The following is an 18096-nucleotide window of genomic DNA, read 5'->3' on the forward strand; positions in this document are numbered from 1 at the left end:
ATTTCATAAATCTAATATAGAAAGACGGGGAACTTAATTATGAATAAAATTACTAGAATAGTTGCTGCTCTATTGCTTGTAGCAGCAGTACCAACTCTCGCTTCATGTGGAAAAAGTACTTCTACTTCTTCCACTCAAACAGGAAAATACAAATATGGAAAACTTGAAATCGAAGCCCTGGGAGGTGGGGTTTGTGGTGCTCCTGCTTATATAGCAAAAGAAAAAGGATTCTTTGCCAAAGAGGGATTTGATGTAACTCTTGTAAGTGGAACATTTGAAGATCAAAAAACTGGACTTGCCAGTGGTAAATTTACCGTTACAAACGGTGACTTTCAGTTTTTTCCTTCAGTTCAACAGGGACTTGACATTAAAGTTATAGGAGGACTGCATAAAGGTTGTATAAAATTAGTTGTACCTCCTAATTCACCAATAAAAACTGCAAAAGATTTAAAAGGGAAAAAAATAGGAGTAGATGAAATAGGCGGGACACCTATGGCTATAACAAGTGTAGTTCTTGCAAATCACAATATTGATCCAACAAAAGGAGTCAAATGGGTTCCATATCCTCTGGATCAGTTAACAAAAGCTGTAGATAAAGGTGATGTTGATGCTTTTGCAGCATGGGATCCTTTTGCCACATTGGCAGAAAAGAATAATAATTACAGAGTTGTAACAGATATTGCTCAAGATCCATTATTCAAAGGAAAGTCCTGCTGTTTCTTATATGCATCAAATAAAGAGATTAAGAATAATCCTGAAAAAATTGCAGCTCTTGTAAGAGCATATAAAGCTGCAGATGAATGGATATCAAAACATCCAGAAGAAACTGCCAAAATTGAACTTGATAAGAAATATATATCAGGTGGTGATTTAAAGTTAATTACTGAACTTATAAAGAGTTATGATTTTGAATATACTACTGACGCTGCCAAAGATGACGTTAAATATTTTGTAGGACAATTGAATAAAACCGGATTCTTGAAAAAGAACACAGATCCTACTAAATTTACTAATGATGTATATTATGATGCATTAGGTAGTTCAAAAAATAAATGACATATTAGGGGTGAATACTTTGAGTGAATCTGTAAATTTAAAAGGCATATCAAAATCTAATGAATTATCAAATGTAGATAATAAATTACCTCTTGTTAAAGCACCAGATACAATAAATTGGAAACCTAAATCGAAGGTTTGGCCAATTTTGCAAATTGTTGCCTTTGCTGCAGCTTTAATTGAAAATACTTTGATGCCTACAGAACAAATTGTTAATAATTTTCCATATAGAATATTTTTAATACTTTTTATAATATACTTAGGAGTGCAATATATTATTTCATTTTTTAACGAAACGATTAGTGTAAAAGTGAATCATAAATCTCAATTTTATTTTGCCATAGGAATTGGATTTATTGCTTGGGATATATTATCTACCAAAACCAATATATTACCACTCCCATTTTTTCCTGGAGCAGCTCAGATAGTTCAAGTATTAGTAGAAGATATTAATACACTCTTGATAAGTACAGCATACTCCATGAGACTTCTAGTACTTGGTTTTATTGCAGGTACAATTCTGGGTTTAGTATCAGGAATCTTAATGGGATGGTATAGACAGTGGTATTACTGGTTTTTCCCCATACTTAAAATTATAGGAGTAGTACCAGCTGTTGCATGGATACCTATAGCAATGATAGTGTTTCCATCTACTTTGGTTTCCCAGGTATTCCTTATCGTCCTCTGCGTATGGTTTCCTGTAGCCTTTATGGCTTGTGGAGGTATAGAAAATATACCTAAATCATATTTTGAAGCAGCAAAAACTCTTGGAGCAGATGAAAAATTTTTAATATTTAAAATTGCAATACCAGGTGCCATGCCATCTATATTTACAGGCATTTATACTGCTACAGGCTTGTCATTTACCACATTGGTAGTTTCTGAAATGCTAGGTGCAAAAGCAGGTCTTGGATGGTATATAAATTGGGCTAAAGGATGGTCTAATTATGCAAAAGTATATGCAGCTATAGTTATAATGGCAGTAGTTTTTTCTATTGTACTGGCAATTATATTTAAAATTAGAGATAGAGTGCTTATATGGCAAAAGGGGTTGTTGAAATGATAGAAACTCAGACTACAAACAATGCTTCCATTAAAATAAATAATGTAAACAGAATATATATAGATGCAAATGGAAACCTGGTTGAAGCTTTAAGAGATATAAATTTAAATATCAGAGCTGGAGAATTCATTTCATTTATAGGTCCATCAGGTTGTGGCAAAACTACACTTATGAGGCTTATAGCAGGTCTTGATAAACCTCAATCTGGAGAATTGTTTTTAGATAATGAAAAGATAGAAAATACTAACTTCGAAAGAGGTTATGTATTTCAACAGGCAAATTTATTTCCATGGGAAACTATTGAAAATAACATTGCCGCAGGCTTGAAAGCTAGAAAAATTTATAAAGAGCACAAAAATGAAGTAAAGGAATATATAAAACTTACCGGCCTTGAAGGATTTGAAAATTCTTATCCCCATCAAGTTTCTGGTGGTATGGCTCAAAGAGCCTCTCTTGCTCGTGCACTTATTAATAATCCCAAAGTATTACTGCTAGATGAACCTTTAGGAGCATTAGATGCTTTTACAAGAATGGATCTTCAGGATAAATTAATTGAATTATGGCAGCAAAGAAAAACAACTATGGTATTGGTTACCCATGATGTAGATGAGGCAATTTATTTAAGTAATAGAGTAGTAATTATGACACCACGTCCTGGTAAGATAGAGGAAATTGTAAAAATTGAACTTGAAAGACCTAGAAATAGAACCGCTCACAAATTTGTTGAACTCAGAAAAGAAATATTGGAAAAACTGCATATAGCAAGGAAACATTAATTTAAGAACACTGGATATTTAATAAATCATCATTAATTTAATATCCAGTGTTCTTTATATTTTATTTATCCTTAATTCCTATGAAGCGATAGCCTATACCTCTTACAGTCAAAATATATAGGGAATTTTTAGGATTATCCTCTAGTTTTTGTCTTAAATTTTTTATATGAGAATCAATAGCCCTGTCATATCCATCAAAACTTTTTTCTAATACAATAGATATCAATTCTTCCCTGGTAAAATTCTTTTCAGGATATGAAGCCATTGTTTTAAGTATATTGTATTCTATTGGAGTAAGATTAACTATAGTGCCTGATTTTTTAACTTCATATTTTAGAGTATCAATTATCAATTTACCATTATTAAATGAAATTAGACCTTCCTTGCGAAGTTTATCACCTTCTGTTCTTCTAATCAGTGCTTTTACTCTAGCTACTAATTGTCTTGGACTGAAAGGCTTGGTTACATAATCATCTGCGCCTATATCAAGTCCATTAATTATATCGCCTTCAGATGTTTTAGCTGTAAGCATTATAATAGGTATTTTTGACTTTTCTCTCAGTATTCTGCATAAATTCTCTCCATTAATATCAGGAAGCATCAAGTCCAATATCATAAGATCAGGATTTATTTTATCAAATAACTTCATAACAGTTATTCCATCATATGCGGAGTATACAAAATACTCCGCTTTTTCAAGATATGATTTGATAACTTCTACAATCTTGGTTTCATCATCTACTACAAGTATTCTCTTTTTCTGTTTATGCATTTTCATAATTCAAACTCCGTTCAAATTCAATAATTTTTTACAAGTTGAATTTTATTTTTCAATTATAGATTTTACAGTTATTACAGAAAATTTTCTGCCATCGGCATCAGGTCCTAAATTAGTTTTTGTATTTCCATTCAAAACTCCTGTAATTTTAACAGGAACAGGACTTTTACCTTTTCCACTTTTAACTTTTTGTTCAACCAGTTGCCATGCACTTAGTTGAGAATCCGTACCATCAAAAGCCCATTTTCCATCAGAACCTTTTTTATTATCTGTAGAAAATGTGCCATCGAAATAATAGAAAAACCATTTTCCATCCTGTTGAAAAGTTATTCCAAGTCCCGACAATGCCATCAACCTCATATATATCATATCCGCCGTATCTTCTTTAAGTCCCGCTGCGAAATCATCCTCTGAAGTAACATACCCTTCAAAGTTCTGTATTTTAGGTGTGGAATTTTTGGAATTATTTTCTTTAGTCTTCTGTGTGTTGGAAATTTTTACTCCCACTACTTGAGATTTAGTCTGAGACTTTGATTCTATATTGGATTTAGTTTCAAATTGTCCCTGATGCATATCTTGATGCTTTGGTTCCATGTTGGATTTAGTTTCAGATTTATTTTGGCCTTCATTTTTTGATTTATTTTGTGGTTGTAAACTTGTTTTATTATCCCTTGATTGTACTGACTTATCATTCTTTATTTTATCTTTGCCGGCAGAAACTTCGTTGCTGTTTTGTCCAGCTGATTTTAAAGTTCTATCTTTTATACTCCATATAGCTCCAATTAAAACTATACATATTACTATAATTACTCCAATTAAAATTTTCTTTTTTATTTTCATGTGTTTACCGCTACTAAAATTATAGCGGTTTTCACCTTCTTTCTGAGTTATTTTTAAAATTTAATTTGTAGGACTTTTAATTTGATCTTGTTTTAATTTGCTGAAATTATCAACTACTGTTATCTTGCTTTTTATCATACCCATCCAGCATGTATACATAAATTCCCCTTTTTCATAAGGAATAAATTCAATTATATTATCTCCAACCTTCAGGTTTTTTTTGATTTTATATTTTGGTATTTGAATGGCTTTATTGCACTCATTTAGATTTTTTTCATCAACATGTAGATTCCATTTAACAGGTACGCCTTTTACTACCTCAATAGGTGGAAAAGTATCACTTCCCAATTCTGTCTTTATATTTTGATTTTTGCCTTCGATGGTTGAAAATCCTTCTCCAGATATACTAACCATACTTTTCATGCCCATTGATATACCATAAAGTGAAAGTCCTCTTCCAATCATAATAACTCCAAGAGAAAGTACAAGAACAGCACTGAATTTTAATATGATTTTAGAGAAATTTTTAGTTATAAATGTATTTAATATACCAAATGTAAACAATAGAGGAATTGTTCCAATAGAAAAAAAGAACATGGATACAGCACCTAATAATATACTTTTTGTCCCAAGTGCATATAACTGTATTATTTGAAGTGGACCACAGGGCATCAATCCTGTTAAAAATCCAACAATAATAGGACTATAATTGTTTTTTCTTCGTACTTTTCTGGCAACAAAAGATGGCATGGTAATGTTTATCCTTCTCAACACTTTGAAAATACCCAATAGGTTTATTGACATTATAATCATAAATATGCCACCAATAATTGGGACAATGCCCCTGAGCGTACCTGATAGGCTTATTACACTTCCTAACCCTCCTACAATTCCTCCAACAATAGTATAAGATAAAATTCTCCCTGCATTATAAAATAAAGAAGATCTGAATATTGTATTTTTGATTTTCCTTTCACTTTTATTAATAGTCTGAGATAATGTTATTCCTCCACACATTCCTATGCAGTGAAAAGATGTCATTACTCCAAATATAAAAAGAAGTGCATAACTAGTATTATTACCCAGCCGAGGCAAATATTTTAGCATAAACAGGTTTTTAAGAACTTCTAGTATGTTTATCTTGAAAATACTCTTTAAAATTATTATAAACAACACAACTACCATAATTGAGATTATAATCCATATGTTTTTATTTTTTTGTTTATTCAATTTATTATTAGTTGTGTTTTCCAATATATCTACTTTCAAATTTTCCCCTCCTCAAGACCTGTCAGTAAAAATACTATAAACGAAACATTCTGGATAGTTTCGTTTATAGTTTGATTTTTCTAATTTGCAGTTATGGATTGTACTTTTATTACAGGATAATTAATTCCATCAGCATCAGGTCCTGGATTGGTTCGTGTAGTTCCATCTAATGTACCCGTTAAGGTAACAGGTACGGCTTTTTTACTGTCTGAACCATTGTTTCGTTTAATCTGATTTTCAACAATATTCCATGCATTTAGTTGTGATCCTGTACCATTAAACTTCCATTTACCATTATCTCCATCCTTATTATCTGTAGCAATGTTTCCATCAAAATAATAAAAAACCCATTTGCCATCCTTGTCCTTATATGTTATACCAAGTCCAGATAGTGCCATCATTTTCATATATATCATATATGCTGTATCTTCACCAAGTGATGCTGCATAATCATCTTCTGTAGTTATATATCCTGTAAAAGTCTGTTCAACTGGAACATTATCAGAAGATATGGCTGTTTTTATAGAATTTATAATTGTTTCAGGTATTACACCATTTCCCCCTAAAATATCCACTTCTGATGAAGAAGTTAAATTTGTTTTTAAATAATTAATAGCATTTACTGTAGTACTTGATGTCTGTTTATCCAATAATACAAGTGGAGAATTATTCTTTCCTGCCAGTACAGATGCTACTAGTGCATCTGAAAATTGGTTGTCAAGGATATTCTTTGAAGCATTGGCTACATATGCTTTGTCGTATTTTAAATAACTTTTGAATTGATTCAATATATTTAAATTTGTAGCAAATCTGTCTGAGCCCCCATTGATTCTCTTATCTGCATGTATAGCATCATATATTGTTTTATTTATCGAATTGGTAGTACCAACCACTGTCACATATGAATCCCTGGCAAAATTAATAGTATCCTGTATAGATGACTGATTATTATTGGTAAGCAACAATATTTGATTCTCAGCTGCTGCAATAGGTGCCACAGAAAGTGCATCTGCAAATCCATTTCCTGATACAGCTATTACATTCTCTTTGCTTGTTCCCAATTTATCAACTAATTCCTTAGCTACATTTAAGTTAGTTTCATATCTACTTACTCCACCAATCCTGATTACTTTATCACAACTTTCACTTAATTTAGTTTCAATTTGTGATGAAACCACACCTGTTCCACCAATTATATATATGTTCTTAGGTTTTAACTGTTTCAATTCACTTATAGTATTTGAATCAAGTGAATTTTTACCTGTAAACAATATTGGCGCATCTAATTTTTTAGCTAATGTTGAAGCGCTTATTGCATCTGCATAACTATTTCCATTTACAATAACAGCATTATCACTGCCATCAGTCCAATTTGCTTTAGCAGCATTTACTGCCGTTTCATATCTGTCCTTGCCACTTATTCTTGTTACCTGAACTAAAGATGATGCACTAACATCTGTTGAATTAATGCCACTTCCTAAAATCGTTGTTGTCAAACTTGCTAAAAGTACTAAAGATACTAATTTCTTATTTTTCACAACTTATTCCCCCTTAATTTTTATAAATAAAAAAGGCCAGAATTCTCCTTTTATTCTAAGGAAAATCCTAGCCTCTAGCTTTCTAGTTAGCTTTAAAATTAACTATTTATTGTTGAATACATAGTAATATAGATTGTATATATTGTCAATACTTTTTTATTGTAGATTAGATGTATAAAATATTAATATTTTGTTAACTTATATATTGATGGGCAATGACACTACAAACTCACTACCCTCATTGACTCTGCTCTTTACTATTATTTTACCTCCATGAAGTTCCACAATAGTCTTTGTTATGGCTAATCCAATTCCATTTCCACCTGTTAATCTATTTCTTGATTTATCAGCACGATAAAATCGATCAAATATAAATGGTATATCATCATCAGAAATACCTATACCAGTATCTTTCACACTTATTTCTGCTGTATTACTTGTCCCTTTTAAATTTATTATTACAATACCACCTTTTGGAGTATATTTAAGAGCATTAGACATGAGATTTACTATAACCTGACTTATTTTGTCCTTTTCAGCAGATATATAGCATTTATTTCCATGAAATTTTATTCTTACTTCCTTATTTTTAAATTCTGCCTGAAAATTAAATATTACATTTTTTATTTGTTCACATAAATCATACTTTATCCTATTCAATTTGCTGTTTTGATATTTTCCTAACATCCCTAATTGATTGACTAAACTAGTGATTCTAATTATTTCTTCATAGTAACTTTGCAATCTCTTTTTATCAGGTTCCCATATACCATCTATCATTGCCTCCATATGACTTTGAAGAGTTGCAAGAGGAGTCCTTAATTCATGAGCTATATCATCAGACATCCTTTCTTTTAATACTTTATGTGATTCCAAAGTTTTAGCCATGTTGTTAATAGTAGAAATCAATATATAAATTTCTTTAGTATTAGATTTTTCATCAACTCTATTTTTAAAATATCCCTTGGAAATGCTTTCTGCTGCTCTAACTACCCTTGCAATAGGTCTACTTAATATCTGCGCCATAAAAATTCCCATTATTTGAGCAAAAAATAGAGAAAATATAAATGCAAATATAAGTATTCTATTTTTTAATGTATAAATAAAACCAATATCAGTATTGTTGTAATAAAACGGTCCGTAATATCCCACAATTACTGTTCCTATTTTGCTTTCATCATGATAAACTGGATATGATTTAGTCTTATACTTTCCACTCCAATTAGGATAATACTTGTTCATATTTTTTGACATATCATCAAGCATCTGCTTACATAAACCATTATTATGAACAGCTGCATCCCATATTATTCTGTTATGTACATCGCTTACTTTGATAATCATTCCACGTTCAAGGTATCCAATTCCTATATTTTCAATAACATCGTGATTCCATGATCCATTATTATATTGATTTTTTATAAGATTAAGCATTTCCTGATTTGAAAGTTCCTGATTATGTATGGTATACAACCTGAATTGCTTTTCAAGAAGTGCATTCATCAATATACTTATTAAAAATACACAAACTATTGTAACAAGAACATATGATGCTGTTAATCTCATTCTCAAACTGATTTTCATTTTTATTACTCCTCTCAAAAATCATAAAAAAATACTAAGGATTATTTCAATAACTCAAAATATATCCTTAGTCTCTAGTTTTCCAGTTGACCCAAGTTAATCTTTAAATATTTGCATTCATAATAATTCAGTTTTCTATACTTGTCAATCAATTATTAACTTTCATATTGAATATTCTGGCTATTGCAAATCATTGACATAGCTTTATCAACATGCTAAAATACAATATATTATATTTAATTATCTAAAAAGTTGACCAGATAACTGGAGGCTAATAATCCTGTACAGGATTATTAGCCTTTATTTTTATTTAAATTATGAGGGGTGGGTGTTAAATAATGATTAAGAATAGTTCATTGAAAATATACGGCATGACTTGTACTTTATGTGCTATTACAATAGAAACTGCTGTTAATGAAATTGAAGGTATAAATAAAATAAACGTAAGTTATGCCGCAGAAAAAGCGAAATTACAATACGATAATAAGGAGACAACCTTAGACAACATAAAAGAAAAAATAGAATTGCTTGGCTTCTCAGTAGGTGAAGAAAATGAAAAAAACACCAGCAATGGCCTTACAAGAGAAGAAATTGAAAGAAACAAACTTAGAAACCTATTCATAATATCCGCAATTCTAAGTGCTCCATTAATACTAGGAATGATACTTGGAGGTACAGGTTTCTGCCATAGTGATTTCAATCCTGATTCAGCCAATAAGTGGGGAACTTTTATTGAAACTTTAAGATGGAAAGCCTGGGTACTTCACAACTGGAAACTTCAGCTCACCCTGGCAACTATAGTTCAATTTATAATAGGTTTCAGATTCTATAAAAGTTCATTTTATGCACTAATGTCTAAAACTTTCACTATGGATTTATTAGTTGTAATAGGAACTACAGCAGCATATTTTTACAGTTTGTACACTTCACTGTTTAAAACTTTAACTTACACTTTGGGAATGGTAAATTTATATTTTGAATCGTCAGTCACTATAATTACCCTTGTACTTCTTGGAAGATACCTGGAGTCCATTGCTAAAAACAGAACCGCTAATTCTATGAAGGAACTTAGCAAACTACAGCCCAAAACAGCTAGAGTTCTAAAAAATAATATTGAATATCCTGTTCCTATTGAAAAAGTATCCATAGGAGATATTCTAATGGTAAAACCTGGTGAAAAAATACCTGTAGATGGAGTTGTACTTAATGGCTATTCCTCCGTTGATGAATCCATGCTTACAGGTGAAAGCATACCTGTAGAAAAGAAAAAAGATGATTTTGTAACAGGTGCTTCAATAAACAAAAATGGTACATTTACTTTCAAAGCTACTAAAATTGGAAGTGATACTGTATTTTCAAATATTATACGGCTTGTTGAAGAAGCTCAGGAAAGCAAAGCTCCAATACAGAAAATTGCAGATGAAGTATCTGGATTATTTATACCTGCTGTACTCAGTATATCAGTTTCTACATTTCTTATATGGTATTTTATTATTCTACATCATCAGCCTTTTATCATAGACATTGCTATAATCCATGCTGTATCAGTATTGGTTGTATCCTGTCCATGTGCACTTGGGCTTGCAACCCCTGCAGCACTAATGGTTGGAATGGGAAAAGGTGCTGAAAATGGCATATTAATTAAAAATGGTACTAAATTAGAACAAGCTTGTAAAATAGATACTATAGTATTCGACAAGACAGGAACTCTTACCACAGGAGAACTTGATATCACAGATATTATTTTATTCAATGAAAAAGCTTTAAATTTAAATAATCAAAAAGACCTACTGGTTTTAGCTGCATCAGCTGAAAAGCTATCTGAACATCCCATTGGAGAGGCCATATATAGGTATGCAAAACATAAATATGGAGATGATCTGAAAACTGCAGACAAGTTTGAAGCTTTTCCTGGAAAAGGTATAACTGCGGTTGTAGATAATAAAACATTAATTATAGGAACTTCAAATTTTTTAAAAAAGTATTCTGTAGATTTATTAGAGCTTAAAGACACTTTAAACAAATTTCAAGACCAAAGTAAAACGGCTATATTAGTAGCAGTTAATGGAGTTCTAGCTGGAACTATTGCCCTGTCTGATAAAATAAAAGATAATTCAGCAAAAGTTATTAGTTCTCTAAAAAAGATTAATATAGAAGTTTATATGCTTACGGGAGACAACAAATATACGGCTCTTTCAGTGGCAAATAAAGTTGGCATAAAAAATGTAATAGCAGAGGTTCAGCCTGAAAATAAAGCAGAAGAAATCTCTAAATTAAAAACAAATGGACATATAGTAGCTATGGTTGGAGATGGAATAAATGATTCACCTGCCCTTGCTACTTCAGATGTAGGTTTTGCTATGGGAACAGGCACTGATACTGCAATCGAAACTGGAGATATAGTAATATTAAAAGAAGATCTTACAGCCTTGCTAGATGCAATAAAGCTTTCAAAAGCAACCATGAGAAAAATAAGACAAAATTTATTTTGGGCGTTTATTTACAATATAATTGCAATACCAGTTGCTGTAACAGGCCATTTAAATCCTGTAATTGGAGCTGCTGCTATGTCATTCAGTTCTATATCTGTTTTATTGAATTCACTAAGTCTTAAAAGATTTAAATTTTGAAGGAGGAATTATCATTATGATAAAAAGACGCATTAGCATTCTATCTATATTAGCAATTTTTATACTTGTATTATCTACAACTGTACTGGCAGATACCAATGCATCTAAAACTAAAAAAATCATAGATGGAATAAATGTTGAATTGATTTTAGATAATAATGGGATAAAAACTGGAATTAATAAATTGACAATTAAGTTTTATGATAATAAAAATCAGCCTCTGGAAAATGCAAATGTCAAAGTCACTGCAGATATGCCAGGAGATAACATGGAGAACATGAAGATGGCTCATTCTACACCTAAATCCATCAAATTTAGTCCTACAAATAAAAATGGAGAATATACAGGTAATATAAGTTTTTCGGACAAAGGTACCTGGAGAGTCAAAACAAATTTTACTGTAGAAGATCAGGAAAAAACAGTTTATTTTAATATAGATGCTTCAAAGGAGAAGATTAGAAATTGAAATATTTAAAATTGTTTTGGAATGCTGAATTAAATGAAAAATTAAATCCAATTGCAGAAAAAGTATTTCTTTTTATAGGTTTCGTATTCTTTTTTTTACAAATACCTGATGCTTCAAAGCTTGAGAATTTTATATGGGCAACCACTGCTCTGACTATATTAAACATAATGCATATAATGATGTTTTTCTTGGTTTACAAGTGCCCTGCAAGATATATAATTGTAACTCTGAAACATTTAATCATAGCCCTTTTTAGACCAATAATTTATGTGTATATTTTTTTAGGATATTTATTTAAACTCCATATTTATGAGTTCACTGTAACAGGTGATAAAGTATGTTCTATCGGTTTAATCTTGTGGTATCTTCTAAATATTGCTCTTTATTTTATGGAACTTTTGGAGGTAAAAAAGCAAAAAGAAAGGATGAATGTGAATGAAAAAATGTGAAGAATTAAAAGCTATTCAAGAAATATATCCCGAAACTAATTTGGATGATAAGATAATATTTCTTATAAAATCAAAAATGTATTTTCCTTTTAAATACATGCACAAAGAAGTATATATGAGTTGTTTTTATGAGGATGAACTTGAAGATTATCCGATAAATTCAATAAACCCTTGTCTTAATAAAAACGTATCGGTAGCAGGTATGAAATATGGTAAGAAAACTTGTAGTATAGGTATCCCACTAATTTTTGATAATATTGATGAACTAGATAAATTTAAATCTGTTAGTATACGGTGGAAATTTAAGTGTAAAGACAATGAAGGTAATAGTCTGTATTTTTATATATTAATTTTATATGATTTAAATTTCATTAAAGTTGATGGATTTAACATATATGTTCTTAATAGTAACGATTTTCCTGTAAATACAGGTTTAAATCGAAAAAATACTTTAGAAAATTATATTTCCAAATTTGAAAGGATTATTTTTATAGATAATAAAAATAATCCTGGCGATTTCAATATCCAATACATAAAAGGCATCAAATCTGAGGATGAGGTAATGATAGCAATGTTTTATTCTTTTGATGTAGACTGGTCAGATGTAGATAACTTCTTTAAAGACGCACTAAGTGGAAATCCTATATATAAAAAAATATATTCATATTACTCAAACTTAACACTCACTCCCCATAAAATAGGTGAATATAGTAAGTATATCTACAAGATATAGAGCACAGCTTATGATAAAAATTCAAATTTAAAGAATCAAAAAGATATTTTAAAATAACTACATGAGATAATTATAGGAGATGAACATTATGAATTTAGAAAATCTTATACAGTCAATAAAAAATAGGATACTTTCTAACACTCCAAGCTATACATTCCTTGGATAGGCTACAATAAATAAAACAACTTTTTTAAGAACATGATATAATAAAATAATTATAAAAAAGGGGAAATTGGTCATGTCTGAAAAAAAGGAAACAAAGAAGAGACATAATTATACAACGGAATTTAAAAATCAAATAGTGGAACTTTATCATAATGGTAAGATGAAAAGTGAGATTGCCAGAGAATATAGTTTATCATTATCAATGGTGAGTAGATGGATAAGGCAGTCTGAAAATACGGGGTCATTTAAGGAAAAGGATAATCGAAGCAGGGAAGAACAGGAACTTATAGAACTGCGCAGGAAGAACAAACAACTTATGATGGAGAATGATATTTTAAAACAAGCAGCGCTGATTTTGGGACGAAAGTAAATGTGATAAGGAAGAATTCCCACAAATACTCTGTATCAGCAATGTGCAAAGTCCTGCAGATTTCAAGAAGTATCTACTATTATAAAATTAGAAATAAAAGCAGTGAAGATGCTCTTATATCTATGATTAAGGACATATTTAACTCAAGCCGGAATAATTATGGAACACGAAAAATCAAGGTTGAGTTACAGAAAAAAGGATACAGAGTTTCAAGACGAAAAATAGGCAGAATAATGAAACAAAATACTCTTGTATCCAGTTATACAAAATTAAAGTTCAAACCACATGTGGATAAATTCAATGAATCAAAAATAGATAATCTGGTTAAACGGGAATTTAAGAATCAACCATACAGGAATGTTGTAGTAAGTGATCTTACATATGTCAGAGTTAGAGAAAGATGGGAGTATATCTGCATACTTGTTGACCTTTTTAACCGTGAGATTATAGGTTACAGTGCAGGAGACCATAAAGATGCAGCATTAGTAAGAAAAGCTTTTGCAAAAGTAAATGGCAATCTAAGGAATATTGAAATTTTTCATACAGATAGAGGTAATGAGTTTAAAAACAAAATTATAGATGAGGCAATGCTGGCCTTTCAAATTAAACGTTCACTTAGTATGAAAGGATGTCCTTATGATAACGCAGTTGCAGAAGCAACATTTAAAATTATAAAAACAGAATTTGTACGTGGAAAAGTATTTGAATCACTTGATGAGTTGAAATGGCAGCTTGCAGATTATGTTAACTGGTTCAATAACCATAGAATTCATTCATCTCTTGGGTATGTAACTCCATATCAATTTAAGTTAAATAACCTTAAAAAAGTTGTCTAGAAAAATGTTGACATTCCATATAATTGCTTCAAAATCTTTATATGTTTTTTCTAGAAAAATAAAATACATGTTATATGTATTACTATTCTTTATGGTTCCTGATTTTATACTATACATATACTCTATTATAATTGTCAAGAGAAAAACCGAGTAATTAAACAGTTTAACAAACTTAATTATTATAATCAGCAGTAATCCTAATATTACATCTAGAAATATTCTTGATGCTCTAATAGAAAATTCTAATTACTTAAAACCTTATCTACAAAAATTTAAGACCAATTATCTTATAAATAGGAATGAGACATATAGGGAATTCTTAAATCAGAGTAAGTATAAGCCTATATTAAAATTAGTATCAGTATTAAGACAAATAGAGGAAAGTGATACCAAATCAACGATATATAATTTAGAAAATAATAATTCAAATATAGAAAAATCAAGGAAAATTACTTTTGAAAACATCTTAGAAAAAAAGGACGGTATTATGCTTATATTGTTTTCTTTAGGAGCATGTATGTTGTTAAAAATAGTCTTTGATGTTGCTGTTACTGCTATATCAAGTATGGGCAATCCAGGTTTTTAAAAATTGTAGTATTAATAAAGGGTAATTCAAAGTTATAAGTTGCTTTAAGTTATTCTTTATTAAATATAAGATTTTACTTTTTACTTTTGTTTTTTAATTTTGATTTTACTAAAGTGATTTTCAAGTGAAACAAAATTGAAAATTGTTTTTGTTTACTTTTAGTTTTAATTAACATAATTATTATTATTTTATAAATAATTCTAACATACATAAATCACTACAGTTTAATGGTAGTAAAAGTATCTGAATTATTTATATTAATCTTGTATTGCCATATTTAGTAATGATTTTACTGTTCTTTTAATTAACTTAATAAAAAAATTTAGATCATGTGACAAATTATAACAATATATTTAAAAATTATATGGTACACTATATCCAATAACAAATTATTAGCTTTTTAAATTTACAAAAACCTAGGTTAATAAAATTTGTTATAGTTATCCCTTTAGCATTAGAAAGTTTAAATAAATATCTTTATACTATTCATTTAAAGATTAATTTCTTTGTATTTAAATGTTATACTTAAAAAATATTTTTAATAAAAAGGAGAATATTATGATTAAACATTCGAAAAAAACAATAAGTGTTGTTTTAGGTGCATTAATATTAGCTTCTGGTACAGCTGCAATATCTTCCACAACAGTAAAGGCTCAATCTGTCCAACAAATTCAAGATGTAAAGACCATAACAAAAATAACAGATACTAGTGAAGCTATAAAATTAATAGAAAAAAATTTTTTAATCAGAAATTCAGATGGGACAACAACAATAAATGAACAAGCTAGTAAATATATTGATTCAAATGTTTTAGAACAGATAAAGAAAGGTTCTGAACAAATAAACTCAAGTATAAAAAGTGGAACTTTAATATATGATAAGAATAAAACATTGAAATATAATGAAAATAATAACCTCTTAATTAAAAATCCAAATATGATACAAGCAACTGCTACAAAAGTAGCTGGTACTTACATTTGGCACTGGTATGGGTTTGATTTTATAATGAATGCTTCTAATTCCGGTATTTTTTCTGCTAAGCTTGCTCAATATTCTGCAGTATTAGCTGCAGGAGGTGTTGTAGGAAGTGTGATACCAGGCGTTTCTTTCGTATGCGGAGCTAGTTCTGCAACAATGGCTTACTGGTCTGCTTTAGCATCACAAGGAGCTTCAAATGGGAGAGGTTCAATAGCATATTATCTTGGTGATCCATCTTGGGCTCAATTGACTCATGTAACAGTTAGATAGCCAGCAAGTCTATTAGCAAAAGAGTGCTTTTACTCTTTTTGCTTTTTATATAATCTAAGTTAAAAACAGCTCTTCTCTTAAAATTAGATTATTTTAATGGGTCAAGTTATGATATAAGAATTTAGGAGTGAATAAATTTGAAAAACAAATATTCAATAATTAGATTTATACTTGGAATATTAATAATTATATTATCTATAAGTATATTAATAGATGCTAATAATACTAAAATAATAATACCTTTTATACTTATTTGTTTAGGTATTTTCCAATTTTTTAATGGCTTATATTTTTATAAACAAAATAAAAAATTAGATGGACTATTAATATTTTTATCTAGTATATTTATTTTTGCTATTGTATTTAAAATTTTAACATTATAGTTTTCTTGGATATCAAAAAACTTTTATTCATATTTTGAAACTTTTATGCCAAAATTTTATTCCTTCTTTATTAATATTTATAGACTATAAATGAGAAGATTTCATAACATATATTTACAATAATAAAAATTTCATAAAAAATAGAGACAAAACTCACTTTTTGTTGTATAAATTATTTACCACAACAACTTTAACAACGGGAGTGAAGAATATGTCTCATAGAAGTATTTTAACAGAAAAATCACCAATAAATCAATTCCTATTTAAACTTGGATTTTTCCTATACTTCTCTAAGCCAGTATTAAAGCATATTGAGGAATTTATAAAAGGATCTACACAAAAGGGATACAGAGGAAAAATAACAGATATTGTCCTGTTAAACCTTACAAGTTGTCACAGAACCACCTTTGGTAAATTTTTAAGCGAGGGTGTATGGAATACAAATTATGCATGGAAAGCACTAAGAAAGTTTGTTATAAATATTATTTATAGATGTTCAAGAATCAGTAACTTACCTATATTTGCAATTTATGATGATACTATTTCTGAAAAAACCAAGCCCCAGTTAAAGGCAAGGAATCCAATTCAAGAAGCTAGTTTTCATTACTCACACTTAAAGGGAAAGCAGGTATACGGACATCAACTACTTGCTGCCATGCTTTCATGTGGCAAAAAAGTGCTTCCATATTCCATTGAGCGTTATAAAAAAGGTAAAAAGAGTAAGATACAGATGGTCTGTAATATTGCAGAAACTCTTCCAACGCCAAAAGGCGCAGCCTACGGCCTTTGTGATTCATGGTTTACAAATGAGAAAATTATAAATGCTCATTTTAAAAGAGGATATCATCTTATAGGTGCTTTAAAAACCAATCGTATTATTTACCCGAAAGGGTACGGCATTCAAATTAAACAATTTACTCAATATAAGGTGGCCTATAGAAATATTTTTTAGACAGACAAAAAATAATCTTGGAATTAATAAATATCAGGTTAGATCTTCCAAAGCTATTGATAGAATACTATTATTGGCTTCTTTAACCTATACTTATTAACCTATACTTATTGCTTAATAGAGAAAGATGCCAATGATTCCTTTGGCAAAGGAATCATACTGCGTCGAAATCAAGTTAATATAAATGTCTACTGTAAATATTTGTATCTGATTTTTCTCATTTATAGATAGATGTAAACAAATCTGATATTAATTGGTATCCTATTATTCGAATATCAGCAGCAATTATTTTAATCATTGTAATTGTTATAATACGAAAGAATAAAAAACTACCTTCTTATGAGAGAATATAGATAGATTTGTGTAAAATAGAT

16 protein-coding genes are annotated in these 18096 nt (G+C 29.7%); 11 read left to right on the top strand and 5 right to left on the bottom strand.

Going from position 1 to position 18096, the window contains the following annotated elements; all coding sequences use genetic code 11:
• The first annotated feature begins 39 nt into the window (after positions 1-39).
• The 3 genes from J418_RS0111655 to J418_RS0111665 are packed head-to-tail and all read left to right on the top strand — an operon-like array spanning position 40 to position 2895.
• Positions 40-1056 carry an ABC transporter substrate-binding protein gene (locus J418_RS0111655; RefSeq protein WP_017753364.1) on the top strand — a complete coding sequence of 339 codons (1017 nt, stop codon included), beginning with the start codon at positions 40-42 and terminating at the stop codon, positions 1054-1056.
• A gap of 10 nt (positions 1057-1066) precedes the next feature.
• Positions 1067-2119, top strand: coding sequence for an ABC transporter permease (locus J418_RS0111660; protein WP_035122960.1), 1053 nt, complete (start codon positions 1067-1069; stop codon positions 2117-2119).
• On the top strand, positions 2116-2895 hold the full coding sequence (locus J418_RS0111665) for an ABC transporter ATP-binding protein (protein ID WP_017753362.1): 780 nt from the start codon (positions 2116-2118) through the stop codon (positions 2893-2895). Before J418_RS0111660 ends, J418_RS0111665 begins: the two co-directional genes overlap by 4 nt.
• Before the next feature lie 61 nt (positions 2896-2956).
• On the opposite strand, the gene J418_RS0111670 is transcribed toward J418_RS0111665, so the two are convergent.
• The 5 genes from J418_RS0111670 to J418_RS0111690 form a co-directional block, all read right to left on the bottom strand.
• Entirely contained in the window at positions 2957-3673 is a 717-nt protein-coding gene (locus tag J418_RS0111670) for a response regulator transcription factor (protein WP_017753361.1), read from the bottom strand.
• Positions 3674-3718: 45 nt separating this feature from the next.
• Entirely contained in the window at positions 3719-4513 is a 795-nt protein-coding gene (locus J418_RS0111675; protein WP_017753360.1) for a hypothetical protein, read from the bottom strand.
• A gap of 60 nt (positions 4514-4573) precedes the next feature.
• Positions 4574-5782: a sulfite exporter TauE/SafE family protein gene (locus J418_RS0111680; protein WP_017895647.1), complete on the bottom strand. Its 1209-nt coding sequence runs from the start codon at positions 5780-5782 to the stop codon at positions 4574-4576.
• Positions 5783-5862: 80 nt separating this feature from the next.
• Positions 5863-7320 carry a cell wall-binding repeat-containing protein gene (locus tag J418_RS0111685; RefSeq protein WP_017753358.1) on the bottom strand — a complete coding sequence of 486 codons (1458 nt, stop codon included), beginning with the start codon at positions 7318-7320 and terminating at the stop codon, positions 5863-5865.
• 198 nt (positions 7321-7518) lie between these two features.
• Positions 7519-8904, bottom strand: a complete 1386-nt coding sequence (locus J418_RS0111690; protein ID WP_017895648.1) for a sensor histidine kinase — start codon at positions 8902-8904, stop codon at positions 7519-7521.
• Between the two features lie 338 nt (positions 8905-9242).
• On the opposite strand from J418_RS0111690, the gene J418_RS0111695 reads away from it, so the two are divergent.
• The 8 genes from J418_RS0111695 to J418_RS17100 all read left to right on the top strand — a co-directional run bounded on the left by J418_RS0111695 (position 9243) and on the right by J418_RS17100 (position 17822).
• On the top strand, positions 9243-11534 hold the full coding sequence (locus tag J418_RS0111695; RefSeq protein ID WP_017895649.1) for a heavy metal translocating P-type ATPase: 2292 nt from the start codon (positions 9243-9245) through the stop codon (positions 11532-11534).
• A 16-nt stretch (positions 11535-11550) separates the two neighbouring features.
• Positions 11551-12000: a FixH family protein gene (locus J418_RS0111700; RefSeq protein WP_017895650.1), complete on the top strand. Its 450-nt coding sequence runs from the start codon at positions 11551-11553 to the stop codon at positions 11998-12000.
• Complete coding sequence (locus J418_RS0111705; protein ID WP_017895651.1) at positions 11997-12449, top strand: hypothetical protein; 453 nt, start codon at positions 11997-11999, stop codon at positions 12447-12449. Before J418_RS0111700 ends, J418_RS0111705 begins: the two co-directional genes overlap by 4 nt.
• Entirely contained in the window at positions 12436-13182 is a 747-nt protein-coding gene (locus tag J418_RS0111710) for a hypothetical protein (RefSeq protein ID WP_017895652.1), read from the top strand. Before J418_RS0111705 ends, J418_RS0111710 begins: the two co-directional genes overlap by 14 nt.
• Positions 13183-13420: 238 nt before the next feature.
• A protein-coding gene (locus tag J418_RS0111720) for an IS3 family transposase (RefSeq protein ID WP_145915614.1) occupies positions 13421-14553 on the top strand; the annotation gives its coding sequence in 2 pieces (ribosomal slippage) (positions 13421-13688 and positions 13688-14553; 1134 coding nt in all).
• Positions 14554-15697: 1144 nt separating this feature from the next.
• Positions 15698-16387: a hypothetical protein gene (locus J418_RS0111730; RefSeq protein ID WP_017895656.1), complete on the top strand. Its 690-nt coding sequence runs from the start codon at positions 15698-15700 to the stop codon at positions 16385-16387.
• Positions 16388-16981: 594 nt separating this feature from the next.
• Positions 16982-17722 carry a hypothetical protein gene (locus J418_RS15650; protein ID WP_017895658.1) on the top strand — a complete coding sequence of 247 codons (741 nt, stop codon included), beginning with the start codon at positions 16982-16984 and terminating at the stop codon, positions 17720-17722.
• Positions 17712-17822: a hypothetical protein gene (locus tag J418_RS17100; protein ID WP_412778460.1), complete on the top strand. Its 111-nt coding sequence runs from the start codon at positions 17712-17714 to the stop codon at positions 17820-17822. The genes J418_RS15650 and J418_RS17100 overlap by 11 nt, the downstream gene beginning before the upstream one ends.
• The last annotated feature ends 274 nt before the right edge of the window (positions 17823-18096 follow it).

The sequence above is a fragment of the Clostridium tyrobutyricum DSM 2637 = ATCC 25755 = JCM 11008 genome (assembly GCF_000359585.1).
Classification (GTDB): Bacteria; Bacillota; Clostridia; order Clostridiales; family Clostridiaceae; genus Clostridium_B; species Clostridium_B tyrobutyricum.